Source organism: Agromyces sp. NPDC060279 (assembly GCF_042726785.1).
GTDB lineage: Bacteria > Actinomycetota > Actinomycetes > Actinomycetales > Microbacteriaceae > Agromyces.
In genome coordinates this window covers 1,574,030-1,596,988 of the sequence record NZ_JBHXBK010000001.1, presented here as the reverse complement: position 1 = coordinate 1,596,988, position 22,959 = coordinate 1,574,030, and the positions used below count along the sequence as shown (strand labels likewise).

Below are 22,959 nucleotides of genomic sequence, written 5' to 3'. Positions count from 1 at the left end.
GTGCCGTTCATGCCGTCCTCCTCGAGCGGAGCAGCAGCCACGCGAAGACCGGGCCGCCGATGAGGGCCGTCAGGATGCCGACCGGCAGCTCGCGCGGATCGAACAGGGTGCGCGCCCCGGTGTCGGCCCAGACGAGAAAGATCGCGCCCGCGATCGCCGAGAGCGGCAGGAGTGCGCGGTGGCCCGGGCCGATGACGAGCCGCACCGCGTGCGGCAGCACGAGCCCGACGAAGCCGATCGAGCCGCTCACCGCGACGAGCGCGCCGGTGAGCAGCGCGGTGCCGCCGAGCAGCAGCGCCCGGCTTCGGGCGACGTGCACGCCGAGCGCCGCGGCGCCGGACTCGCCGACCGCGAAGGCGTCGAGGGTGCGGGCGCTCGCGATGAGCGGCGCGCCGACGACGAGGAGCGCGCCGCCCGCGATCGTGACCGACGTCCAATCGGTGCCCGAGAGCGAGCCGAGCAGCCAGTTGAGGATCTCGCGGTAGCTGTCGTTCGTCGCGCTCCAGAAGATGACGAGGCTGGTGATGGCCCCGAACACGCTCGTGATGGCGACGCCGGCGAGCACGGTCGTCGTCGGGGCGAGCCGGCCGCCGCGCCCGGCGGCGAGGGCGAGGCCGAGCGTCGCGACGAGCGCGAGCACGGCGCCGCCGAAGGCCGCGAGCGGCAGCAGCAGGCCCCAGCCGAGCACGAGCACGACGACGGCGCCGACCGACGCTCCGGAGGACAGGCCGAGCAGGTAGGGGTCGGCGAGCGGGTTGCGGGTGATGGCCTGCATCACCGCGCCGCAGAGGGCGAGGCCCGCCCCGACGGCCGCGGCGGTGAGCACGCGCGGCATCCGCAGCTGCCACACGATGCCGTCGCGCAGCGGCGACAGCGTCGGCTCGCCGAAGCCGAGGTGCGCGGCGAGGCTCGCGAGCACCTCGCCGGGGGAGAGCTCGGCCGGGCCGAGCGTGACGGCGACAACGAGGGACGCCGCGAGCAGCACGAGCCCGACGAGCCCCGCCGCGAGCGCGCGCCCGCCGCCGCGGCGGCTGCGCGAGCCCGTGCCGCCCGGGACCGCACCCGTCGGTGCGGCGCGCAGCTCGTCGACCTCGGCCGGGCCCGTGGCCCGCACCGTCGTCTCCGTCCGCCCGGCCGCGCGCATCAGCCCTCCAGCGCCCCGAGCTGCTCGACGAGCGACTCGACGGCGGAGACGTTGCGCACGCCCGCCTCGGTCGCGGGGAAGTCGACGACGAGGAAGCGCTGCTGCGCGACCGCCGGCAGGGCCGCGGTCACCGGGTTCTGCTGCAGCAGCTCGATCTTCGACGCGGCGGTGTTCCACGGGGCGTCGACGAGCACGATCACGTCGGGCTCGGCGTCGACGATGGCCTCCCAGCTCATCGAGGTCCAGGTGTCGTGCACGTCGGCGGCGACGTTCTCGAGCCCGGCGGCGTCCATGATCATCTGCGGTGCGCCGATGCCCGCCCCGACGAACGGCGTGTCGGTGCCGGAGCTGTACCAGAGCGCGGTCAGCCCGTCGGCGTTCGGCTCGACGGCGTCGAGCGCGGCGCGCTGCTCGGCGACGAGTTCGGCCGCGGCATCCGGTACGTCGAAGATCGCACCGAGCTCCTCGAACTCGCGGAAGACCTCGTCGAAGGTCAGCGGATCGGGCATGTAGCCGGCGCCCTTGCAGGCGGCCGGGGCGACGTAGCTCGCGACGCCGAGCGCGGCGAGCTGCGAGCGCTCGCCCGCGCCCTCGGCGGAGAGGTTCGACTCCCAGCCGGCGTAGACGAGGTCGGGCTCGAGCTCGAGGGTGGCCTCCTGCGAGGGCACCTTGTCGGAAATGGCCGGCACGCCGGCGAGGGCGTCGGCGTACTGCTCGGGCACCGGCCCGTCGCTGAACGCCGTGCCGACGACGCGGTCGCCGAGGCCGAGGGCGAGCATGAGCTCGACGGTGGAGGACTTGATCGTGACGACGCGCTCGGGCGCGGCGTCGAAGGTGACCTCGGTGCCGCAGTTGTCGATCGTGAGCGGGTAGCCGCTCGCGGCGGGGGCGGATGCCTCGGGGCGCTCGGCCGAGGCGGGCGCGGCGCAACCGGCGAGCGCGACGGTCGAGGCGACGGCGAGGCCGAGCGCGGTGGCGACGAGCGCGGGGCCGCCGAGGCGGGCGCTGCGGGCCGAACGGCGGGGACGGGTGGGACTGGTGGTCATGCGGGTCTCCTGGGCAGGGGCGAGCGATGGGGAATCCGACGAGGTCGGCGACTCGCGGCCCAATCCCGGACCACTGACACCGGGCAATCCCGCCCGGCCGTCGCAGAAGAGCCTAGCTCCGAGCACGATCTCGGATCAATACTGGATTCTGGATCCAAGATACGACATGATGGGCTCGGCGGGCCCGATCGGAAGCTTCCGATCGACACCGCGGATGCCGATTCATCCGCCGCGTGCCGGGCCCCGCGCAACGAAGCGTCGAGATCCGGGAGGACCCGCATGAGAAGCACAGGCGTCGAGTTCTACAGCGAGGGCGATCGCATCGCCGCCATCTGGCGCACGCCCGAGACGCCGGGCCCGTACCGGGCCATCGTGCAGGGTCCGGGGTGGCTCGGCCTCAAGGACGCGAAGCTCTACGTGCGGTACCACGAGGCGCTCGTCGCGGCCGGCTTCGCCGTGCTCGTCTTCGATTACCGGGGCTTCGGCGACTCCGAGGGCGACCGGGGCATCCTCTCGCCCGCGCGCCAGCTGCAGGACCTCGTGAACGCCGTCAGCTACCTCACCACCCGCGACGACGTCGTCGCCGACGCCATCGGCGTCTTCGGCACCGGCGGCACCGGCGGCGGCAACGCCGTGCTGCTCGCCGACGTCGACCCCCGCGTCAAGGCGGCCGTCAGTCAGGTGCCCGTCGCCGACGGCACCGACTGGCTGCACCGCATGCGCGAGGAGCACGCCTGGCTCGCCTTCCTCGCGAGCCTCGAGGAGGACCGCCGGCTGCGCGTCGCCACCGGCCAGGGCCGGCTCGTGCACCCCCGCGAGGAGATCATGGTGCCGACCCCCGAGCGCCGCGCCACGAACATCAAGGCCGACGTGGACGACCGCATCCCCAGCGCCATCCCGCTGTCCTGCGCCGAGGAGATCCTCGCCTACCGCCCCATCGACGCCGCGAACCGCCTGCGCACCCCGCTCCTTGTGATCGGCGTCGAGGGCGACGCGACCACCCCCACCGACCACGCCGAGGCGCTCTACGCCGCGGCGAAGGGCCCGAAGCAGCTGATCATGCAGCGGCACACCACCCACTACGCGGCCTACGACCGCTACTGGGAGCAGACCACCCCGCTCATCGTCGACTGGCTCGACCGCTACGTGCGGCCGAGCGACGTCGTCGTGCGCACCACCACCTCGTCCGAGCAGGGCGAGGCCATCGAGCTCATGGAGGCACCGAAGTGACCATCGACCTCAGAATCGCCGGCGGCACCGTCGTCACCCCCGCCGGCCCCGAGCGGGCCGACGTGCTCGTGCACGACGGCCGCATCGCCGGCCTCGTCGGCCCCGACGTCGCGATCGACGCCGCGCGCACCGTCGACGCCACCGGGCGCCTCGTGCTCCCCGGCATGGTCGACGTGCACGTGCACACCCGCGAGCCCGGCTACGAGCACAAGGACGACATCCTCACCACGACCCGCCAGGCGGCGGCCGGCGGCGTCACGACCATCTTCGGCATGCCGAACCTGAACCCGCCGACCGTCGACGTCGAGACCCTCACCGACGTGTTCGAGCGCTACGCCTCGACCTCGATCGTCGACTGGAACCACAACCCCGCGCCGACGAAGTTCGACGAGATCGAGCCGATGGCCGAGATGGGCATCAACGCCTTCAAGATCTACATGGTCGTCGACACCGGGCGCACCTACCCGCACCCGGCCGGCACCGGCATCCACGACCACGGCCACCTGCTGCAGATCATGGACCGCATCGCGAAGACCGGCAAGCGCTTCATCGTGCACCCGCACGACCAGGCGCTGATGGACTACATCGAGGGCGAGGTGCTCGCCCGCGGCGAAAACACGCCGCAGGGCTACGCCTCCGCGTACGCCGCCCGCGAGGGCGTCATCTGGGACACGGCGATCGACGTCGTGCTGCGCCTCGCCGAGGCATCCGGATGCCCCGTGCACATCGCGCACATCCAGACCCGCCGCTCGATCGAGGCGGTGCGCCGTGCGAAGGCCGCCGGCATCGACGTCACCTGCGAGGTGAACCACTGGGCGCCGTTCCTCTCCACCTGGAACGACGTCGAGACGCTCGGGCCGTACGCCCTCTCCTACTGGGTGCCCGACGACAACCGGGCCGCCATCTGGGAGGGCATGCGCGACGGCACCATCGACATCGCGAGCTCCGACCACGCGCCGCACACGCGCGAGGAGAAGGAGATCGGCTGGACCGAGATGTGGAGCGCGCACACCGGCACGCCCGGCATCCAGTACTACTACGAGCTCATGCTCGACGCCGTGAACCGCGGCGAGCTGACCCTCGAGCGGGCCGTCGACATGGTCGCGACCATCCCCGCCGACAAGTTCGGCCTCGCCGGCGTCAAGGGCACCATCCAGGTCGGCGCCGACGCCGACCTCGTCATCGCCGACCCGGCCCACGAGTGGACGATCACGAACGACGACGTGCTCTCGAAGATCGGCTGGACCCCGTACGACGGGCGCACCATCAGCGCCCGCATCGAGCGCACCCTCGTGCGCGGCCAGGACGTGTACGCCGACGGCGAGGTCGTCGGCGCCCCCGGTCACGGAAAGCTCGCGGCCGCCCCGGCCGCAGCACATGCGGCACGCGCCGCCGAACCCGCGCTCGCCGCGAATGAAGGGAACTGACACATGAAATTCGGACTGCTGCTGCCGCACTTCGGCGAAGAGGCGAGCAAGGAGAAGCTGCTCGAGGGCTCCAAGCGCGCCGAGGAGCTCGGCTTCGACTCCGTCTGGGTGCGCGACCACCTGGTGTTCGAGCCGCACGGCGAGATGGAGAAGCCGAACCGCACCTTCTACGACGCGCTCACGACGCTCACCGCGATCGGCGCCGTCACCGAGAAGCTCGAGCTCGGCACGGGCTCGCTGATCCCCTTCCGCCACCCGCTCGTCACCGCCCTCATGGCCGGCACGATGACCCAGCTCCTCGGGCCCCGCCTCATCCTCGGCTTCGGCGCCGGCACCTTCGACCACGAGTTCGAGGCGATCGGCTGGGGCGACCTCAACCGCGTCGACATGGTGCGCTCCAACGCCGAGATCCTGAAGCGCGTGTTCACCGAGAACGACGTCACCTACGACGACGGCATCTTCTCCTTCGAGAACGTGACGATCGAACCGAAGCCCGTCGGCGGCCGGGTGCCGTTCTGGTACTGCGGCGCGACGCCGCGCTCGGCGCGACTCGCGGCCGAGTACGCCGACGGCTGGATGCCGGGTCGCATCTCCCTCGCTTCGATGGCCAAGCGCATCGAGGTCATGAAGGAGATGACGGATGCCTCGGGCCGCCCGATGCCGACCGTCGCCGTCATCCCGCCGACCTCGATCGAGGAGACCCGCGAGGAGGCGCTCAAGCACGTGAACGTGCCCGGCCTGCTCGCCTGGGCCAACAAGGCCAAGTTCGCCGTCAAGCCGCCGTCGGGTAGCTTCGAGACCGTCGAGGACCTGGAAGGCCAGCTCATCGTCGGCAACCCCGATGAAGCGGTCGCCGAGCTCAAGAAGTTCGAGGCGACGGGCGTCGAGCACGTCGTGTTCGACTTCCGGTTCAAGTTCGACAAGTTCTTCGACCAGATCGAGCTGCTCGGCAGCGAGGTGCTGCCGAAGATGCGCTGACGCGGCAGCTCCGCCGCGCCCCCGAAATGGAGAATGAGATGACGACGACGTCAATCGAACGGAACGAGGCGGGTGCGCCGCTGATCTCGGTGCGCGACCTGTCGGTGAGCTACGACGTAGCGCGAACGGGCAAGCGGCTGACGGCCATCGAGGGCGTGGACCTCGACGTGCACGAGGGTGAGTTCATCACCGTGCTCGGGCCGTCGGGGTGCGGCAAGACGACGTTCATGAACGTCGTCGCGGGACTGGTGAAGCCGACGACGGGCACGGTGCTCGTCGGCGGCTCACCGGTCACCGGGCCCGGGCCGGACCGCGCGGTCGTGTTCCAGGACTACGCGCTGCTGCCGTGGCGCACGGTCTTCGACAACGTGAAGTTCGGCCTCGAGATGCAGAAGGAGCTGAAGGGCGCCGGCTGGCGGGACCGCGTGCAGGAGGCGATCGAGCTCGTCGGGCTCGCCGGCTTCGAGCAGTCCTACCCGCGGGAGCTCTCCGGCGGCATGCAGCAGCGCGTGGGCCTCGCCCGGGCGGTCGTGGCGGAGCCGCGCATCCTGCTGATGGACGAGCCGCTCGGCGCCGTCGACGCCCTCACCCGCGAGGTGATGCGCGACGAGATCGAGAAGCTCATGGCCGCCACCGGCAAGACGGTGCTGTTCATCACGCACTCCATCGAGGAGGCCATCCTCCTCGGCGACCGGATCGTGGTGTTCAAGAGCCACCCCGGCGCCATCAAGGAGATCATCGAGACCGGGCTCGAGCGCCCGCGCTCCGAGCGCAGCATCCAGCACGATCCGCGCTTCCTCGAGCTGCGCGACCACCTCTGGGACGCCCTGCAGGGCGAGGCCACGGCGGCGGCGGTCTCGAAATGAGCGCCTTCCTCGCCGCCGGGCCGAACCTCGGGCGGGGCGGCATCGGCGCCTGGCTCGCCGGACTCAGTCCGGCGGGAAAGGCGGGCGTGCTCGCGATCGAGGTCGTGGTCATGCTCGTCGTGTGGCAGCTCGTGGTCGGGGTGTTCGGCTGGATCAACCCCGTGTTCCTGCCGCCGCCCACCGCCATCGCGCAGGGCTTCGTCGAGCTCGTCGCGGGCGGCACGCTGTGGCCCAACATGCTGATCTCGGCGCAGGCGTGGCTCATCGGCTTCGCGATCGCCGCGGTGATCGCGATCCCGGTCGGCCTGCTGATGGGCAGCTCGCTGCCCATGGACCGGGTCGTCGGGCCGATCGCGTGGACGATCTACGCGACGCCGACGATCGCGTACCAGCCGCTCGCGAAGGCCTGGTTCGGCTTCGGCATCGGGCCGGTGATCTTCCTCGTGGCGGTGAGCGCGCTGTTCCCGATCCTGCTGAACGTGGCGGCGGGCATGCGCACCACGAACGCCTCGATCATCCGTGCGGGCAAGGTGTACGGCGCGAGCCGCACGCAGCTGTACCGCTCGGTGTACCTGCCGTCGACGGTGCCGTTCCTCTTCGCCGGGCTCCGGCAGGCGGTCGTGCTCGCGACGATCGGCATGGTCGTCGCGGAGCTCGCCGGCTCGGCCTCCGGCATGGGCGCGCTCATCATCAAGGCGGCCAACACGTACCAGACCGACCAGGCGTTCGCCGCGATCGCGATCGTGGTGGCGTGGAGCGTCGGGATGACCCAGGTGGTGACCCTCGTCGAACGATGGGCCGCCCCGTGGACGAGGAAGGGCCGGCGATGACCGTCACCAGTGCGACCGGCACGATGCGCATCGTGCGCCCCCGGCGGGTGATCCGGCGGAGCGAGGCCAAGTGGACCTGGCTGCTCGTCGGCGTCGTCGCCGCCATCCTGCTGATCTGGGAGGCCGCGGTCAGCTGGCTGCAGCTCATCCCGGCGTCGTTCCTGCCGCCGCCCACGGCCATCGCCGTGTCGTTCGGCCAGCTGCTCGTCGACCCGGAGTTCTGGGGCGCGTTCGGCTACAGCCTCGGCAACGTCGCGATCGGCCTCGTCATCGCCGTCGTGGTCGGCGTCACCGTCGGCCTCGCGGTCGGCTGGTCGCCGGTGCTGCGGTTCACCGTCGCGCCGTTCCTCTGGCTGCTGTACTCGACGCCGAAGGTGGCGCTCGCGCCGCTGTTCATTCTCGGCCTCGGGCTCGGCAGCGAGTCGAAGATCGCGCTCGTGTTCCTGCTGGCGGTGTTCCCGATCATCCTGAACACGATGGAGGGCGCCGTCACGGTCAGCACCTCGCTCGTGAACGCGGGCCGGGTGTACGGCGTGAACGGCGTCGCCCTCGGCTGGAAGATCATCGTGCCGGCGACGCTGCCGTACAGCCTGTCGGGCATCCAGCGCGGCGCGGCGCTCGGCTTCACCGGCGAGGTGCTCGGCGAGTTCCTCGGCGGCACGGGCGGGCTCGGGCACATGCTCGAGTACGCCGCGTACCAGTTCCAGATGGACGACGCGATCGCCATGGTCATCGTGATGGTGATCATCGCGAACCTGACGCTGCTGCTCATCTCGACGCTGCGACGCCGACTGGCGCCGTGGTACGACGACCGGAAGATCGCGGGGGCCTCCTGATGCGCAAGCAGATCGTCGTCCCCGAGGGCGTGTATCCGCCCACGGCGGACTTCAGCCAGGCGATCCGGGTCTCCGGCGGGGACCTGGTGTTCCTCAGCGGGATCATCGGCATGCGGCCCGACGGCACGATGCCGGCCGAGCCGGCGGCGCAGATCGAGCTCGCCTTCGAGAACCTCGTGAAGGTGCTCGAGGCGGCCGGGGCGACCGCGGCGGATGTCGTGAAGGTGAACGTGTTCGTGCGGGACGACTTCCAGCTCGTGCGCGACGAGCTGCGGGCCATCCGCGCCCGGTACTTCACGCACGACTTCCCGGTGTCGACGCTGATCCAGGTGGCCGGCTTCGCCGGGCCCGACTACCGCTTCGAGATCGAGGCGATCGCGGCGGTGCCCCCGGGCTGAGTCGCGGCGCTGCGTGCGGCCGTGCTTGCGGTGCTCGTGGCGAGAGACTGCCGGCCCCCGTTTCATGCGCGATGACGGGGGCCGGCTTCGTCGCGCCCGCGCATGCGAGCGCGCCACTTCGGCGTCGGTGCGCCAGCCCAGGTGGCGCAATCGGTGCGAACTGGCGCTGCCGCCCTCGGCGAGGCATCCGCCCGCCCTGCCCCGGCCCCGCCCCGCCCCGTGCCCCGCCCCGGCCTGCCCCAGTGCCCCCGGCCCCGCCTCCGCGCCGCAAGACGTCACTATTGGTGGGTGGCGGCGCCCGCGCACCCGCGAAGAGTGACGTCTTGCCGGGTGGATGCCGGGGCCGGAGGCCGGACGTGACGGAGCCCCCGCCGTCATGCGCTGCGGCGGGGGCTCCGAGGATCGGGGCGAAGCCCGATCAGGGGTAGGGCAGGGTGGCGGGCGGGTCGTTCTCGACGCCGACGAGCTCCTGGGCCTTCTCGAGGTACGCGAGCTGCCCCGCGTCGAACTCGAGCGGCTCGAGCGACTGCGTCTCGATCGTGGTGTCCCACGCCTCCTGGTCGAAGTACAGGTTCGAGCAGGCGAGATGCCCGTCGAGCACCCACACGCTGTCCGAGCCGCGGAGCGCCGACACGTCGAAGTCGTTCGCCTCGTAGATGTCGAGCACCTCGTCGACGTTCTCCGGGAACTCGCCCGGCGCCGGCGCCGTCATGAAGTCGGCCGCCTTCAGCGTCGCGCGGAGGAACCGCACGAGCGTGTTCGGGTTCTGCTTCGCCCAGTCGGAGCCGGCGACCTGGACATCGTTCGCCCAGTTGCGCAGCGCCTCGACGATGATGTTCGCGCCGTGCTCCTCGAGCGCGGGCCGGTCATCGGTGTAGAACGGCTGCAGGCTGATGCGGTCGTTGACGAAGAACTCGGTCCAGGACTCCGAGCCGGGGCCGGGGTAGACGACCTCGACGTTCACGGTGTCGAGGTCCCAGCCCTCTTCCTTCAGCACCAGCTTGCGCTGGAACTCGGCCGGGTCGCCGGGGGTGCCGGCGAGGGTGACCGTCGTGCCGTCGAGGTCCTCGACCGAGTCGATGCCCTGCTGCACCGCGAAGTCGAAGTTCTGCCGGCAGTAGTGCCCGCCGACGAGTTCGATCGGGACGCCGCCCCGGATCGCCTCGATGACGGTGCCGGTCGACTCGACGCCGATGTCGGCGCTGCCCGAGGCGACGGCCGCGGTGACGTTGTCGGCGGTGATGACCTCGACGGTGAGGCCCTCCTCCTCGTAGTACCCGAGGTCCGTGCCGAGCACGTACATCGAGTACATCGTGACGTCGGGGAAGGGGATGGCGACGGTGATGTCGGTGTCCTCGGCGGGGCCGGGCTCGCCGTCGCCGAGATCGACCGGGCCGGACGGCGCCGGTGCGGCGGAGCTGCAGCCGACGAGCAGCGCCAGTGCTGCGATGCCGGCGGCAGCCGCCAGGCTGCTGCGGGGGATGGATTTGCGCATGACTCTCCATTCTTGGCGGGATAGACCCTCGCGGTCGGATCCCGCGGGAACGGCACCGTCCGCGAGTATGGATACGGTATCCAATCTGCTGCAGGCTGTCCATGCCCTCTTTCCGGCACGCCCGCACGAGACCTCGGCGCGGCGCGTCGGCCCGCCCGGATGGGATGCTCGTAGCACTGGACGCGGGTTGCAATTTTGGATACCGTATCCAGAAAGACGACGCGAGGAGGCGGAGTGCGGGCAGCGCTGCTCACCGATCACACCCTGGAGGCGCTCGCCGTCGCCGAGGTGCCGGTCCCGGCTCCTGGCGCGGGCGAGGTGCTCGTGCGCGTCGAGACCGTCGGCGTGAACCAGCTCGACCGCAACGTCATCGCCGGCATCGGCCCTGGCGCCGCCGCCAAGCTCCCCCGCGTGCTCGGCATCGACCCGGCCGGCACGATCGTCGCGGTCGGGCCCGGCATGAGCGAGGCGCGCCTCGGCCGGCCGGTCGTCGTGAAGCCGAACATCCCCTGCGGCGAGTGCCGCAGCTGCGCCGCCGGCCGGGAGGCCGACTGCCCCGCGCAGACCGTGCTGGGCGTGCACCGCAACGGCGGCGCCGCCGAGTTCGTCACCGTGCCCGAGCGCAACGCGATCGACCGTGGCGAGATCCCCGCGGCCCTCGCCACCGCCGCCGTGCACACCGTGCCCATCGTGTTGAACGCCTTCGAGGCGATCGGCGTCGGCGAGGGCGACCGGCTCCTCGTCACCGGCGCGGGCGGCATGCTCGGCCAGATCGCGCTGCAGCTCGGCGTCGCCAGCGGGGCCGAGACCGTCGGGGCATCCCGCTCCGCCGCCCTCGCGCCCGACGGCGCCCGCGTGCTCCGCGCCGGCTCGCCCGCCGAGCTCCACGAGCGGCTCGCCGCCGAGGCGCCCTTCGACGCGGTCGTCGACGTCGGCGGGCACGGGCCGACGTTTGCCGCCGGTATCGCCGCGCTCGCCTGGGGCGGCCGCGCCGTGACCTGCGCCGCCTCCGTCGACCCGGTGCTCGAACTCGACCAGCGCAGCTTCTACCTGCGCCGGCTGCGGCTCGTCGGCGTCGCGAGCGCCGACTTCGCCCAGGTGCGCCGCGCGCTCAAGCTCGTCGCCGAGGGCCGGGTCGTGCCGCCCGTCGCGGCGCGGTTCCCGCTCGAGCGGATCGCGGATGCCTACCGCGCGCCCCGCACAGCCCCCGGCAAGGTGATCGTCGAGGTCACCGCATCCCCCGTCCCCCGTGCAGCACGAGGAGAGGACCTCCCCGCATGACCCCCACCCCCAGCGGCCCGCTCGCGGGCGTCCGCGTCATCGAGCTCGGCCAGTACATCTCCGGGCCGTACGCCGCGAAACTCCTCGCCGACCTCGGCGCCGACGTCGTGAAGGTCGAGTCGCCCGAGGGTGACCCCATGCGCCGCTGGGAGGGCAGCGGGCAGATGAGCCCGCAGTTCGCCGCGTACAACCGGGGCAAGCGCGCCGTCGTGCTCGACCTGAAGAGCGACGCCGGCCTCGCCGCGCTCCTCGACCTGGCCCGCGACGCCGACGTGCTGATCGAGAACTTCCGGCCCGGCGTCGCCGCGCGCCTGGGCTTCGGCCCGGACGTGCTCGCCCGGGTGAACCCGCGCCTCGTCTCCTGCGCCATCACCGGATTCGGCCCCGAGGGGCCGTACGCGAAGCGCCCCGCCTACGACACCGTGATCTCGGCCGTGGGCGGCATGTACAGCCAGGTCGTGCCCGAAGACCTCCTCCGGCCGCTCGGCCCGGCCTTCTCCGACCTGCTCTCGGGCATGTCGGCCGCGCAGGCCGTGCTGGCGGCGCTGCACGCCCGCGGCGACGCCGGCCCCGGCGAGCACGTCGAGGTCTCGATGGTCGGCTCGCTGATCGACTTCCTGACCGAGGCCGCCTCGACGTACCTCGAGACCGGCCAGGTCGCCGGGCCCGACTCCCGGCCGCGCCGGGCACAGGCCTACGCGTGCCGCGGCTCCGACGGGCTCGACTTCGTCATCCACATGTCGGTCCCCGAGAAGTTCTGGACCGGGCTGCTCGAGGTGCTCGAGCGCCCCGAGCTCGCCGACGACCCGCGGTTCGCGACGCGCGAGGCCCGGGTGCGCAACTACGACGAGCTCGACGCGGAGCTGAAGGCGACGACGGCGCGGATGCCCCGGCAGCACTGGCTCGACCGGCTCGTCGCGCACGACATCCCGCACGGTCCGCTGAACACGGTGGCGCACCTCTTCGACGACCCGCAGATCGCTGCGATGCAGCTGGTCGAGGAGATCGCGGGACCGGATGGCGCGCCCCTCCGCGTGCCCGCGCCGAGCACGCGCTTCCACCGCTCGGGCCGACCCGCGCTCGCTGCGGCTCCGCGGCTGGGCCAGCACGGCGCCGAACTGCTCGGGGCGCCGCGGCTCGGGGACGCCGCCGGCGCGCCCGAGGCATCCGCCGCATCCGCCACCCCCGAGAGGAGCCGCGCATGAGCCGTCTCGACGAGCTCGTCGCCATCGACGTGCACACCCACCCGCAGACCGAGGAGTTCCTGCGGGCGATGGGCCAGCGCCACCAGCAGATGGCGAAGCACTTCGGCCGGGAGCGCCCCGTGGTCTCCTTCGCCGAGCAGGCCGACCAGTACCGCGAGCGCAAGATGATGGCCGTCATCGTGAACTCGGACTCCGAGACGACCTCGGGCATCCCCGGCGCGCCGAACGATCTGCTCGGCAAGGCGCAGGCGGACCATCCCGACGCCTTCATCGCCTTCGCCGGCATCGACCCGTGGAAGGGCGAGGCGGCGATCGCCGAGATCCGCCGCATGCACGCCGAGTACGGCATCAAGGGCGTCGGCGAGCTCAACGCGGCACGGCAGAAGTTCCTGCCGAACGACCGGCGCTTCTTCCCGATCTGGGAGACCTGCGCGGAGCTCGGTCTCGTCGTCATGTTCCACTCGGGCTTCCCCGGCGCGGGCGCCGGCACCCCCGGCGGCGGCGGATACCGGCTCGAGAACTCGCGGCCGGTGCCGTACCTCGACGACGTCGCGGCCGAGTTCCCAGAGCTGAAGATCATCAGCGCGCACCCCGCCTGGCCGTGGCACCTCGAGAACCTCGCGATGGTCTGGCACAAGTCGAACGTGTACCTCGACCTGTCGGGCTGGGCGCCGAAGTACCTGCCGCCGGAGGTGGTCCGCTACGCGGACTCGCTCATCACGGACCGGGTGCTGTTCGGCTCGGACTGGCCCGTGATGACGCCCGACCGTTGGATGACGGAGTTCGCCGAGCTGCCGTTCAAGCCCGAGTCCCGGCAGAAGATCCTCCTCGACAACGCGCGCACCCTGTTCGGCATCTGAGCCGCGCCCCGACCCATCCCCCCGCACCTCCGGAAGGACCCACATGGCCGAGCTCGTCCTGGCGGCAGCCACGCCGCACAACCCGCTGCTCTGGCGGGCGATGAACGACCCCGTGCCCGACGACCTGCAGCCGATCGCGGCGAACTTCGCCCGCATCCGCGAGGCGGTCGCGGCGCACGAGGTCGACGTGCTCGTCGTCATCGGCACCGATCACGTGCGGCAGTTCTTCTACGACAACTCGCCGGCGTTCGTCGTCGGCAAGGCCGAGTCGTACCACGGCACCTGGGAGAACGAGGTGCGCACCTTCGGCATGGAGTACGTGGAGCTCGCCGGGCACCGCGAACTCGCCGACGAGATCACCGGGCGCACGGTGCTGCCCGAGACGATCGACCTCGCCGTGAGCCTGGAGTGGCGGCTCGACCACAGCTACGTCATCCCGCTGCAGTACGTGCGGCCCGAGCTCGACCTGCCGGTCGTGCCGATCCACACGAACGCCTCGATGCCGCCCGTGCCCTCGGTGCGCCGCTTCGTCGCGCTCGGCGAGCACCTGCGCGACGCGATCGCGCGCTGGGATTCGGACGCCCGCGTCGCGATCCTCACCTCGGGGCACATGGCCAACGACGTCGGCGGCCCGCGCACCTTCGCGGGGTCGCCCGACCAGGACTTCGACGAGGCGGCCGCGTCGTGGATGCGCGACGGCGATCTCGACGGCGCCATCCGCGTGTGCAGTGACTTCCAGCGCCTCCTCGAGGCGGGCTGCATGACCTACCAATACCTGAACGCGGTGGCCGCACTCGCCGCGATGAGCGGCCGTCCGGCCGACTTCGCCGAGGTGACGCCGTCGCGCTTCGCCTCGAGTCCGTTCTTCCTGTGGGGGAGCCGCTGATGAGCAAGTACATGGTCGACAAGTTCATCCGCGCGGTGGAGCTGAGCGACGCGGCGGTCGCGGCGTACGTCGCCGACCCGGCCGCCGTCGTCGACGCCTGGCTCGCCGGGGCCGGCGGACCGACGGGCCCGAGCGACGACCGGGAGCTCACCACGGCCGAGCGGGATGCCTTCGCGGCGCGCGACTACGCGGCGCTCTACGCGCTCGGCGCGCACCCGTACCTGCTCTGGCACTTCACCGAGGCGGTGTACGAGCACGAGTACACGCCGGACTCCGGCTGGCGCGAGCTGGTCGAGCGCTACCGCGCGGCCGTGGCGCCGCAGGGGATCGTCGACTACATCCCGTAGCCGGACGCGTCCCCGGCGCGTCGGCGACGTCCGGCGCTACTCCTCGACGCCCGGGTCGCCGCCGCGCAGGCCACCGTCGTCGGAGTCGGTCATCGGCTCGCCGCGTTCTGCGGGTCCGGTGCCCGGCACGGGGCCGTCGCGACCGGTGTCGGCGCGATCGATCGGCTGGGTGGTGCCCAGTGCGTCGTCGTCCTCGTCATCCGCGTCGAGCTCGACGCGCCGCTCCTCGTCGGGGACGACGGCATCCTCGGGCAGCTCCGAGTCGACGTAGGCGCCCTCACCGACCTCGGGCACGTACTCCTCGCCCGGGATCTGCGACTCCACGTAGGAGCCGGCGTCCTCCTCGGGCACCCAGTCTTCGTTCCTCGACATCTCGGCCTCCCCTGCTGGCGTTCGTGCGGTGGACGAGGCCCACGCTCGCAGGCGCGGCCGAGCGCGGCAACGGGCTTGACACCCGGTGCAGCCTTCTTCTCGACTTGCCCGACTTCCATGAAAGTCGGGCAAGTCGAGATCAGGCGAGGCGCAGCGCGCTCGCGAGGTCGAGGGCGGCACCGGCGACGGCGGCCGAGGTGTCAGGGTCGCGCATCCAGAGCGGCGCGGCGTGCGTGCGGAGACCGGATGCCTCGAGCACGGGCACGGCCGCGGCATCCGCCTCGTCGACGAGCCAGCCGTCGAGCAGTCCGCCGCCCGAGCGGGCGCCGTAGTGCCGGGCGACCGCCGCGGCATCCGTCTCCACGCCGATCGCGGCGAGGCACGCGTCGGCCATGCCGCGCACGACCTGGCCGCCGATGATCGGCGAGACGCCGACGACGCGGGCCGCGGTTGCGCGCAGGGCGTCGGCGATGCCCGGGATCGCGGTGATCGTGCCGATCGAGACGACCGGGTTGGAAGGCGCCAGGAGCACGACGTCGGCGCCTTCGATCGCCTCGACCACGCCGGGCGCGGGCCGCGCCTCGCTGATATTCCGCTGCCGGAATGCGTGCGCGGGCAGGGTCGCCCGGTGCCGGGTCCACCACTCCTGGAAGTGCAGCTCGCGGCGGCCGTCGTCGGTCGGCTCGGCGAGCTCGACCCAGGTGTCGACCTCGGTGTCGGTCGCGGGCAGCAGGTGCACGCCGAGCGGCCAACGCCGCTGCAGGCGCTCGCCGATCTCGGAGGGGCTGAGCCCCTCGCGGAGCCAGGACGTGCGCGCGAGGTGGGTGCCGAGGTCGAGGTCGCCGAGCGTGAACCAGGGCCAGCCGACGCCCCATTCGCGCAGCTCCGCCGCGACGCGTTCGGACTCGCCGGCCCGGCCCCAGCCCCGCTCGGCGTCGTTCACGCCGGCGAGGGCGTAGAGCAGCGAGTCGAAGTCGGGCATGAGCCGGACGCCCGCGAGCCAGACGTCGTCGCCGGTGTTCACGACGACCGACACCTGATCGTCCGGTGTCGGCTGGTCGGGCGGGACGGATGCCCCGGGCCGCGGCTCGTCGCGGGCCACCCGGCGCCGCAGTTCCTCTCTGAGCCCGCGCACGAAGCGCGAGCCGCCGACGCCGCCGGCGAGCACGGTGATCCTCACGGTTCCAGCGTAGGCGGCGCGGCGTGCACGTCCGGCGCGTGCCCGGCATCCGCGCCACCCCCGCGGGTGCTCATCCGAGCAATCCATTGCCCGGAGCCGCGCCTCGGGAGAGGATGAGCCGAACAGGAACCATGAGCCACGAGTGCACGACGACGTGCGGCAGGAGGCAGCATGACCATCGTTCGAGCGGCGATCACGCAGACCAGCTGGACCGGAGACAAGGCGTCCATGCTCGACAAGCACGAGCAGTTCGCGCGGGATGCCGCGGGGCAGGGCGCGGAGGTGATCTGCTTCCAGGAGCTCTTCTACGGGCCGTACTTCGGCATCACGCAGGAGCAGAAGTACTACCGCTTCGCGGAGCAGGCCGACGGCCCCATCGTGCAGCGCTTCGCCGCGGTCGCGAAGGAGCTCGGCACCGTCATGGTGCTGCCGATCTACGAGGAGGCCGAGACGGGGGTGTACTACAACACCTCGGTGCTCGTCGATGCCGACGGCACGATCCTCGGCAAGTACCGCAAGCACCATCTGCCGCACCTCGACCGCTTCTGGGAGAAGTTCTACTTCCGGCCGGGCAACCTCGGCTACCCCGTCTTCGACAGCGCGGTCGGCCGCATCGGCATGTACATCTGCTACGACCGGCACTTCCCGGAGGGATGGCGCGAGCTCGGCCTGAACGACGCGCACATGGTGTTCAACCCGAACGCCACGAAGCCCGGGCTCTCGAACCGGCTGTGGGAGGTCGAGGGGCCGTGCGCCGCCGTCGCGAACGGCTACTTCGTGCTGCAGCCGAACCGCGTCGGCCGCGAGGACAACGAGTACGGCGAGCTCGCCGTCGACTTCTACGGCACGAGCCAGGTGATCGACCCCCGCGGCAACTTCGTCGGCGAGCGCGGCTCCGGCGAGCACGAGGAGCTCCTCGTGCGCGACCTCGACCTCGACATGGTGCGGCAGATGCGCGACGACTGGCAGTTCTACCGCGACCGCCGGCCCGACTCGTACACCCGGATCGCGCAGCCGTAAGGGGGCCCGACATGACCACGACCCTCATCTCGGGCGGCACCGTCGTCGGCGCGACCGGCCGCGGCGCCGCCGACGTGCTCGTCGACGGCGAGCGCATCGTCGCCGTGCTGGAGCCCGGCAGCACGCTGCTCGGCGCCGATCTCGCCCGCTCCGTCGACCGGGTGATCGACGCGAGCGGCAAGTACGTGATCCCCGGCGGGATCGACGCGCACACGCACATGCAGCTGCCGTTCGGCGGCACGGAGGCCTCCGACACCTTCGAGACCGGCACCCGGGCGGCCGCGCACGGCGGCACCACGACGATCATCGACTTCGCCGTGCAGCGCTACGGCGAACGGGTCGAGGACGGCCTCGCGGCCTGGCACGAGAAGGCGGCCGGCGAGTGCGCGATCGACTACGGCTTCCACCAGATCATCGGCGGCGTCGACGAGGCATCCCTCCAGGCCATGCGGAAGCTGCCCGACGAGGGCATCACGAGCTTCAAACTCTTCATGGCCTACCCCGGCGTGTTCTACTCCGACGACGCGCAGGTGCTGCGGGCCATGCAGGTCTCCCGCGAGACCGGCATGCTCACGATGATGCACGCCGAGAACGGGCCCGCGATCGACGTGCTCGCCGAGCAGCTCGCCGAGCAGGGCAAGACCGACCCCTATTTCCACGGCGTCGCCCGCGCCTGGGAGATGGAGGAGGAGGCGACGCACCGGGCGATCATGCTCGCGAAGCTCACCGGTGCCCCGCTCTACGTCGTGCACGTCTCGGCGAAGCAGGCGGTCGAGCAGCTCGCCTGGGCCCGCGATCACGGGCAGCACGTGTTCGGTGAGACGTGTCCGCAGTACCTCTACCTCTCGCTCGAGGAGCAGCTCGGCGCCTCGAGCGAGCAGTGGGGCGCGTTCGAGGGGGCGAAGTGGGTGTGCTCGACGCCGCTGCGCAGCCGGGAGGAGCGTCACCAGGACGCGATGTGGCAGGCGCTGCGCACGAACGACCTGCAGATGGTCTCGACCGACCACTGCCCGTTCTGCATGAAGGACCAGAAGGAGCTCGGCCTCGGCGACTTCCGCAAGATCCCGAACGGGATCGGCTCGGTCGAGCACCGCATGGACCTCATGTACCAGGGCGTCGTCACGGGCGAGCTCACCCTCGAGCGCTGGGTCGAGCTCACCAGCACGACGCCGGCGCGGATGTTCGGGCTCGCCGGTCGCAAGGGCGCGATCCAGCCCGGGGCCGACGCCGACCTCGTCGTCTACGACCCGAACGGGCGCACGACGATCGGCATGCCGGTCGACGCGGACGGCACCCCGACCGGCCGCACCCACCACATGAACATGGACCATTCCGCGTGGGAGGGCTTCGAGATCGACGGGCACGTCGACGTCGTGCTGTCCCGGGGCAAGGTCGTCGTCGAGGGCGACGAGTACCTCGGCCGCAAGGGCGACGGCCGCTACCTGAAGCGCGGGCTGTCGAGCTATGTGAGTTGATGGATGGTCCGCTGAGCCCGTCGACGCGCTGAGCCCGTCGCCCTTCGACAGGCTCAGGGGGCCAGGGATGGTCCGCTGAGCTCGTCGAAGCGCCCCTTCGACAGGCTCAGGGACCAGGCCCTTCGACAAGCTCAGGGGGCCAACGAAGAACGGAGGCACCACCCATGGACTTCGGCGTCGTCCTGCAGACGAACCCGCCCGCCTCGCGGACCGTGCACCTCGCGAAGCTCGCCGAGCAGTTCGGCTTCTCGCACGTGTGGACGTTCGACTCGCACCTGCTCTGGGAGGAGCCGTACGTCATCCACTCCCAGATCCTCGCGGAGACCCGGCGGGTGATCGTCGGACCCTTCGTCACGAACCCGGCGACCCGCGACTGGACGGTCACGGCGAGCGTGTTCGCGACGCTCAACGAGATGTACGGCAACCGCACGATCTGCGGCATCGGCCGGGGCGACTCGGCCGTGCGGGTGACGAACGGCAAGCCGACCACGATGGCCGAGCTGCGCGAGTCGATCCACGTCATCCGCGAACTCGCGAACTCCCGCGCCGTGGAGTTCAACGGCGCGACGCTGCGGTTCCCCTGGTCGCTCGGGTCCCGGCTCGACGTGTGGGTCGCCGCGTACGGGCCGATGGCGCTGAAGCTCGCCGGGGAGGTGGGCGACGGGTTCATCCTGCAGCTCGCGGACCTCGACATCGCGGCGTGGATGATCCGCACGGTGCGGAACGCGGCCGAGGCCGCCGGGCGCGACCCGGACGAGATCGCGTTCTGCGTCGCGGCGCCCATGTACATCGGGGACGACCGCGAGCACATGCGCGAGCAGTGCCGCTGGTTCGGCGGCATGGTCGGCAATCACGTCGCCGACCTCGTCGCCCGCTACGGCGAGCACGGGCAGGTGCCGGAGGCGCTGACCGAGTACATCCGCGGTCGCGAGGGCTACGACTACAACAGCCACGGCCGGGCGTCGAACGACCACGTCGACTTCGTGCCCGACGAGATCGTCGAGCGCTTCTGCCTGCTCGGCCCGCCGGAGGAGCACATCGAGAAGCTGCAGCGGCTCGCCGAGCTCGGCGTCGACCAGTTCGCGGGCTACCTGCAGCACGACAACAAAGAGGAGACCCTGCGCGTCTACGGCGAGCAGGTGATCCCGGCGCTCCGCGAGCACCTCGTCGCGAAGCGTTGACCGCCGAGCCGATCACCCAGCCGATCACCGAGTCGATCACCGAAGGGAGCGCACCATGACCGACCCCGGCACCGACCCCACCGACGTCACCGACGAGCTCGCGCGCGAGCTCGACCGGGCGCACGTCTTCCACTCCTGGTCGGCGCAGGCGCAGACCTCCTCCCTCGTCATCGCTTCGGGGCGCGGATGCCGCGTCTGGGACCACGCCGGCGTCGAGTACCTGGACTTCTCCAGCCAGCTCGTGAACGTCAACATCGGCCACCAGCATCCCGCCGTGGTCTCGGCGATCCGCGAGCAGGCCGAGCTGCTGACGACCGTCGCTCCGGCCACGGTGAACCTCGCCCGCGGCGAGGCCGCGAAGCGGATCGTCGCCCGCGCGCCGGAGGGGTTCCGCCGGGTGTTCTTCACGAACGGCGGCGCCGACGCGAACGAGAACGCCATCCGCCTCGCCCGGCTCACCACGGGGCGCGACAAGATCCTCTCGACGTACCGCTCGTACCACGGCAACACCGGGGCGGCGATCGTCTCGACCGGCGACTGGCGGCGGGTGCCGAACGAGTTCGCGCGCGGGCACGTGCACTTCTTCGGGCCGTACCTCTACCGTTCGGAGTTCTGGGCGCGCAGCCCGGAGGAGGAGTGCGAGCGCGCCCTACAGCACCTGCGCCGGGTGATCGAGTCCGAGGGGCCGCAGACCATCGCGGCCGTGCTGCTCGAGACCGTGCCCGGCACCGCCGGGGTGCTCGTGCCGCCGCCAGGCTACCTCGCCGGCGTGCGGGAGCTCTGCGACCGGCACGGCATCCTGCTGATCCTCGACGAGGTGATGGCGGGCTTCGGCCGCACCGGCCGGTGGTTCGCCTTCGACGGCTACGACGTGCGGCCCGACCTCATCACCTTCGCGAAGGGCGTGAACTCGGGCTACGTGCCGGCCGGCGGGGTGATCATCGACGAGCCGATCGCGGCGGGCTTCGATGAGCGGGTGTTCCCGGGCGGCCTGACCTACTCGGGGCATCCGCTCGCGATGGCCTCCATCGTCGCGACGCTCGACGCCATGGCCTCGGAGGGCATCGTCGAGCACGCGCGCGCGATCGGCGAGACCGCCATCGGGCCGGGCCTGGCCGAGCTGGCCGACCGGCACGAGCTCGTCGGCGAGGTGCGCGGCGAGGGCGTGTTCTGGGCGATGGAGCTCGTCGCCGACCGGGAGACGCGCGAGCCGCTGCCCGCCGCGGCGATAGGCGAGCTCAAGGCGGCGTTGCTCGCGCGCGGGCTGCTGCCGTTCATCCAGGACAACCGCATCCACGTCGTGCCGCCGTGCGTCGTGACCGCCGACGAGGTGGCCGAGGCGATGGCGATCTACGACGAGGTGCTGAGCGCGATGGGAGGCGCATCATGAGCGAGCACGAGTTCGTCGAGCACTGGATCGACGGGGCCGCGACGAGCGGCGCGGGGGAGCGCACGGGGCCCGTCTACGATCCGGCCCGCGGCGTGGTCGCGCGCCGGGTGCGGTTCGCCGAGGCATCCGACGTGGATGCCGCGGTGGATGCCGCGGCGCGCGCCTTCCCCGCCTGGCGCGAGGTGTCGATCGCGAAGCGGCAGCAGATCATGTTCCGCTTCCGCGAACTGCTCGCGGCGCGCAGCGAGGAGCTCGCCGCGATCCTCACGAGCGAGCACGGCAAGGTGCTCGCCGACGCCGCCGGCGAGATCGCCCGCGGCCTCGAGGTCGTCGAGCTGGCGTGCGCGATGCCCGCGTACACGAAGGGCGAGTACTCCGAGAACGCCTCGACCGGCATCGACGTCTACACCGTGCGGCAGCCGCTCGGCGTGGTCGGCATCATCAGCCCGTTCAACTTCCCCGCGATGGTGCCGCTGTGGTTCTTCCCCATCGCGATCGCGAGCGGCAACACGGTCGTGCTGAAGCCGAGCGAGAAGGACCCGAGTGCCGCGGTCTGGCTCGCCCGCCTGCTGCAGGAGGCCGGGCTGCCCGACGGCGTGCTGAACGTCGTGCACGGCGACAAGGTCGCGGTCGACGCGCTGCTCGAGCACCCGGAGGTGCGCTCGATCTCCTTCGTCGGCTCGACCCCGATCGCCCGGTACATCTTCGAGACCGCCTCGCGGAACGGCAAGCGCGTGCAGGCCCTCGGCGGGGCGAAGAACCACATGCTCGTGCTGCCCGACGCCGACCTCGATCTCGCGGCCGACGCCGCCGTGAACGCCGGCTTCGGGTCGGCGGGCGAACGCTGCATGGCGATCTCCGCGCTCGTCGCGGTCGAGTCGATCGCCGACGAGCTCGTCGCCAAGATCGCCGAGCGGATGGCGCGCCTGCGCACCGGCGACGGCACCCGCGGGTGCGACATGGGGCCGCTGATCACCCGGGAGCATCGGGACAAGGTGGCCGGGTACCTCGACGTGGCCGTGGCGGACGGGGCATCCCTCGTCGTCGACGGACGCGACCCGCAGGTCGACGGCGACGCTGGCGGCTTCTGGCTGGGACCGACGCTCATCGACCGGGTGCCGACCGGTTCGGCCGTGTACCGCGACGAGATCTTCGGGCCCGTGCTGTCGGTCGTGCGGGTCGCGGGCTACGACGAGGGCCTCGAGCTCATCAACTCCGGCCAGTTCGGCAACGGCACTGCGATCTTCACGAACGACGGCGGGGCCGCGCGGCGGTTCCAGCGGGAGGTGACGGTCGGGATGGTCGGCATCAACGTGCCGATCCCGGTGCCGGTCGCGTACCACTCCTTCGGCGGCTGGAAGGACTCGTTCTTCGGCGACACGAAGGCGTACGGGCCGCAGGGCTTCGCGTTCTTCCAGCAGGAGAAGGCGATCACCTCGCGCTGGCTCGACCCGAGTCACGGCGGCGTCGACCTGGGCTTCCCGCGCCACGACTGACCGGCCCGCCCCGCCC

Annotated in this window: 22 protein-coding genes; 17 read left to right on the top strand and 5 right to left on the bottom strand. The window is 71.7% G+C overall.

The features are described 5' to 3' along the window. Positions 1–7: 7 nt before the first annotated feature. Together ACFWE1_RS07535 and ACFWE1_RS07530 are read right to left on the bottom strand one after the other, a co-directional pair. Entirely contained in the window at positions 8–1,114 is a 1,107-nt protein-coding gene (locus ACFWE1_RS07535; protein WP_376932842.1) for a putative F420-0 ABC transporter permease subunit, read from the bottom strand. A 29-nt stretch (positions 1,115–1,143) separates the two neighbouring features. Then, complete coding sequence (locus tag ACFWE1_RS07530; RefSeq protein ID WP_376932841.1) at positions 1,144–2,190, bottom strand: putative F420-0 ABC transporter substrate-binding protein; 1,047 nt, start codon at positions 2,188–2,190, stop codon at positions 1,144–1,146. Between the two features lie 279 nt (positions 2,191–2,469). Between ACFWE1_RS07530 and ACFWE1_RS07525 the strand changes: the two genes are divergently transcribed. Genes ACFWE1_RS07525 through ACFWE1_RS07495 form a run of 7 tightly spaced genes read left to right on the top strand, consistent with a single transcriptional unit; the run spans position 2,470 to position 8,755 of the window. Beyond that, the gene (locus ACFWE1_RS07525) at positions 2,470–3,420 is read left to right on the top strand and encodes an alpha/beta hydrolase (RefSeq protein WP_376932840.1); all 951 of its coding nucleotides are present in this window, start codon (positions 2,470–2,472) and stop codon (positions 3,418–3,420) included. Then, positions 3,417–4,847: a dihydroorotase family protein gene (locus tag ACFWE1_RS07520; RefSeq protein WP_376932839.1), complete on the top strand. Its 1,431-nt coding sequence runs from the start codon at positions 3,417–3,419 to the stop codon at positions 4,845–4,847. Before ACFWE1_RS07525 ends, ACFWE1_RS07520 begins: the two co-directional genes overlap by 4 nt. 3 nt (positions 4,848–4,850) lie before the next feature. Next, positions 4,851–5,825: an LLM class flavin-dependent oxidoreductase gene (locus ACFWE1_RS07515; RefSeq protein ID WP_376932838.1), complete on the top strand. Its 975-nt coding sequence runs from the start codon at positions 4,851–4,853 to the stop codon at positions 5,823–5,825. 38 nt (positions 5,826–5,863) lie between these two features. Continuing rightward, the gene (locus ACFWE1_RS07510) at positions 5,864–6,691 is read left to right on the top strand and encodes an ABC transporter ATP-binding protein (RefSeq protein ID WP_376932837.1); all 828 of its coding nucleotides are present in this window, start codon (positions 5,864–5,866) and stop codon (positions 6,689–6,691) included. Next, positions 6,688–7,521 carry an ABC transporter permease gene (locus ACFWE1_RS07505; protein ID WP_189084280.1) on the top strand — a complete coding sequence of 278 codons (834 nt, stop codon included), beginning with the start codon at positions 6,688–6,690 and terminating at the stop codon, positions 7,519–7,521. Before ACFWE1_RS07510 ends, ACFWE1_RS07505 begins: the two co-directional genes overlap by 4 nt. Further along, positions 7,518–8,357 (top strand): ABC transporter permease, encoded by an 840-nt coding sequence (locus ACFWE1_RS07500; RefSeq protein ID WP_376932836.1) that lies wholly within the window; start codon positions 7,518–7,520, stop codon positions 8,355–8,357. Before ACFWE1_RS07505 ends, ACFWE1_RS07500 begins: the two co-directional genes overlap by 4 nt. Beyond that, positions 8,357–8,755, top strand: coding sequence for a RidA family protein (locus tag ACFWE1_RS07495; RefSeq protein ID WP_376932835.1), 399 nt, complete (start codon positions 8,357–8,359; stop codon positions 8,753–8,755). The genes ACFWE1_RS07500 and ACFWE1_RS07495 overlap by 1 nt, the downstream gene beginning before the upstream one ends. A 418-nt stretch (positions 8,756–9,173) precedes the next feature. Here ACFWE1_RS07495 and ACFWE1_RS07490 read toward each other — a convergent pair whose 3' ends face one another. After that, positions 9,174–10,250, bottom strand: coding sequence for an ABC transporter substrate-binding protein (locus ACFWE1_RS07490; protein ID WP_376932834.1), 1,077 nt, complete (start codon positions 10,248–10,250; stop codon positions 9,174–9,176). Between the two features lie 234 nt (positions 10,251–10,484). On the opposite strand from ACFWE1_RS07490, the gene ACFWE1_RS07485 reads away from it, so the two are divergent. From ACFWE1_RS07485 to ACFWE1_RS07465, 5 genes are read left to right on the top strand one after another with little or no spacing between them, the layout of a single operon-like run. Beyond that, a complete protein-coding gene (locus ACFWE1_RS07485) occupies positions 10,485–11,531 on the top strand; it encodes an alcohol dehydrogenase catalytic domain-containing protein (RefSeq protein ID WP_376932833.1) in 1,047 nt (348 codons plus the stop codon). Further along, complete coding sequence (locus ACFWE1_RS07480) at positions 11,528–12,736, top strand: CaiB/BaiF CoA transferase family protein (protein WP_376932832.1); 1,209 nt, start codon at positions 11,528–11,530, stop codon at positions 12,734–12,736. The genes ACFWE1_RS07485 and ACFWE1_RS07480 overlap by 4 nt, the downstream gene beginning before the upstream one ends. Continuing rightward, on the top strand, positions 12,733–13,596 hold the full coding sequence (locus tag ACFWE1_RS07475) for an amidohydrolase family protein (protein WP_376932831.1): 864 nt from the start codon (positions 12,733–12,735) through the stop codon (positions 13,594–13,596). The genes ACFWE1_RS07480 and ACFWE1_RS07475 overlap by 4 nt, the downstream gene beginning before the upstream one ends. Before the next feature lie 43 nt (positions 13,597–13,639). Further along, positions 13,640–14,482: a hypothetical protein gene (locus tag ACFWE1_RS07470; RefSeq protein ID WP_376932830.1), complete on the top strand. Its 843-nt coding sequence runs from the start codon at positions 13,640–13,642 to the stop codon at positions 14,480–14,482. Next, positions 14,482–14,829 (top strand): hypothetical protein, encoded by a 348-nt coding sequence (locus ACFWE1_RS07465; protein WP_376932829.1) that lies wholly within the window; start codon positions 14,482–14,484, stop codon positions 14,827–14,829. The genes ACFWE1_RS07470 and ACFWE1_RS07465 overlap by 1 nt, the downstream gene beginning before the upstream one ends. Positions 14,830–14,865: 36 nt before the next feature. Here ACFWE1_RS07465 and ACFWE1_RS07460 read toward each other — a convergent pair whose 3' ends face one another. Both ACFWE1_RS07460 and cofD read right to left on the bottom strand, forming a co-directional pair. Further along, positions 14,866–15,201: a hypothetical protein gene (locus tag ACFWE1_RS07460; protein WP_376932828.1), complete on the bottom strand. Its 336-nt coding sequence runs from the start codon at positions 15,199–15,201 to the stop codon at positions 14,866–14,868. A 139-nt stretch (positions 15,202–15,340) separates the two neighbouring features. Beyond that, entirely contained in the window at positions 15,341–16,381 is a 1,041-nt protein-coding gene (gene cofD, locus ACFWE1_RS07455; RefSeq protein ID WP_376932827.1) for a 2-phospho-L-lactate transferase, read from the bottom strand. 171 nt (positions 16,382–16,552) lie between these two features. Between cofD and ACFWE1_RS07450 the strand changes: the two genes are divergently transcribed. The 5 genes from ACFWE1_RS07450 to ACFWE1_RS07430 all read left to right on the top strand — a co-directional run bounded on the left by ACFWE1_RS07450 (position 16,553) and on the right by ACFWE1_RS07430 (position 22,943). After that, entirely contained in the window at positions 16,553–17,401 is an 849-nt protein-coding gene (locus ACFWE1_RS07450) for a nitrilase-related carbon-nitrogen hydrolase (RefSeq protein ID WP_376932826.1), read from the top strand. Positions 17,402–17,412: 11 nt separating this feature from the next. Then, entirely contained in the window at positions 17,413–18,876 is a 1,464-nt protein-coding gene (hydA, locus tag ACFWE1_RS07445; RefSeq protein WP_376932825.1) for a dihydropyrimidinase, read from the top strand. 164 nt (positions 18,877–19,040) lie between these two features. Then, positions 19,041–20,057, top strand: a complete 1,017-nt coding sequence (locus ACFWE1_RS07440) for a TIGR03842 family LLM class F420-dependent oxidoreductase (RefSeq protein ID WP_376932824.1) — start codon at positions 19,041–19,043, stop codon at positions 20,055–20,057. A 55-nt stretch (positions 20,058–20,112) separates the two neighbouring features. Continuing rightward, complete coding sequence (locus tag ACFWE1_RS07435) at positions 20,113–21,447, top strand: aspartate aminotransferase family protein (protein ID WP_376932823.1); 1,335 nt, start codon at positions 20,113–20,115, stop codon at positions 21,445–21,447. Beyond that, the gene (locus ACFWE1_RS07430; protein ID WP_376932822.1) at positions 21,444–22,943 is read left to right on the top strand and encodes a CoA-acylating methylmalonate-semialdehyde dehydrogenase; all 1,500 of its coding nucleotides are present in this window, start codon (positions 21,444–21,446) and stop codon (positions 22,941–22,943) included. Before ACFWE1_RS07435 ends, ACFWE1_RS07430 begins: the two co-directional genes overlap by 4 nt. The last annotated feature ends 16 nt before the right edge of the window (positions 22,944–22,959 follow it).

What these genes read in the sequence shown, in the direction of transcription:
- ACFWE1_RS07530 (WP_376932841.1), bottom strand. Translation starts at nt 2,190, where the DNA reads ATGACCACCAGTCCCACCCGTCCCCGCCGTTCGGCCCGCAGCGCCCGC.
- ACFWE1_RS07525 (WP_376932840.1), top strand. Translation starts at nt 2,470, where the DNA reads ATGAGAAGCACAGGCGTCGAGTTCTACAGCGAGGGCGATCGCATCGCC.
- ACFWE1_RS07515 (WP_376932838.1), top strand. Translation starts at nt 4,851, where the DNA reads ATGAAATTCGGACTGCTGCTGCCGCACTTCGGCGAAGAGGCGAGCAAG.
- ACFWE1_RS07510 (WP_376932837.1), top strand. Translation starts at nt 5,864, where the DNA reads ATGACGACGACGTCAATCGAACGGAACGAGGCGGGTGCGCCGCTGATC.
- ACFWE1_RS07505 (WP_189084280.1), top strand. Translation starts at nt 6,688, where the DNA reads ATGAGCGCCTTCCTCGCCGCCGGGCCGAACCTCGGGCGGGGCGGCATC.
- ACFWE1_RS07500 (WP_376932836.1), top strand. Translation starts at nt 7,518, where the DNA reads ATGACCGTCACCAGTGCGACCGGCACGATGCGCATCGTGCGCCCCCGG.
- ACFWE1_RS07495 (WP_376932835.1), top strand. Translation starts at nt 8,357, where the DNA reads ATGCGCAAGCAGATCGTCGTCCCCGAGGGCGTGTATCCGCCCACGGCG.
- ACFWE1_RS07490 (WP_376932834.1), bottom strand. Translation starts at nt 10,250, where the DNA reads ATGCGCAAATCCATCCCCCGCAGCAGCCTGGCGGCTGCCGCCGGCATC.
- ACFWE1_RS07480 (WP_376932832.1), top strand. Translation starts at nt 11,528, where the DNA reads ATGACCCCCACCCCCAGCGGCCCGCTCGCGGGCGTCCGCGTCATCGAG.
- ACFWE1_RS07475 (WP_376932831.1), top strand. Translation starts at nt 12,733, where the DNA reads ATGAGCCGTCTCGACGAGCTCGTCGCCATCGACGTGCACACCCACCCG.
- ACFWE1_RS07470 (WP_376932830.1), top strand. Translation starts at nt 13,640, where the DNA reads ATGGCCGAGCTCGTCCTGGCGGCAGCCACGCCGCACAACCCGCTGCTC.
- ACFWE1_RS07465 (WP_376932829.1), top strand. Translation starts at nt 14,482, where the DNA reads ATGAGCAAGTACATGGTCGACAAGTTCATCCGCGCGGTGGAGCTGAGC.
- ACFWE1_RS07460 (WP_376932828.1), bottom strand. Translation starts at nt 15,201, where the DNA reads ATGTCGAGGAACGAAGACTGGGTGCCCGAGGAGGACGCCGGCTCCTAC.
- ACFWE1_RS07450 (WP_376932826.1), top strand. Translation starts at nt 16,553, where the DNA reads ATGACCATCGTTCGAGCGGCGATCACGCAGACCAGCTGGACCGGAGAC.
- hydA (WP_376932825.1), top strand. Translation starts at nt 17,413, where the DNA reads ATGACCACGACCCTCATCTCGGGCGGCACCGTCGTCGGCGCGACCGGC.
- ACFWE1_RS07440 (WP_376932824.1), top strand. Translation starts at nt 19,041, where the DNA reads ATGGACTTCGGCGTCGTCCTGCAGACGAACCCGCCCGCCTCGCGGACC.
- ACFWE1_RS07435 (WP_376932823.1), top strand. Translation starts at nt 20,113, where the DNA reads ATGACCGACCCCGGCACCGACCCCACCGACGTCACCGACGAGCTCGCG.
- ACFWE1_RS07430 (WP_376932822.1), top strand. Translation starts at nt 21,444, where the DNA reads ATGAGCGAGCACGAGTTCGTCGAGCACTGGATCGACGGGGCCGCGACG.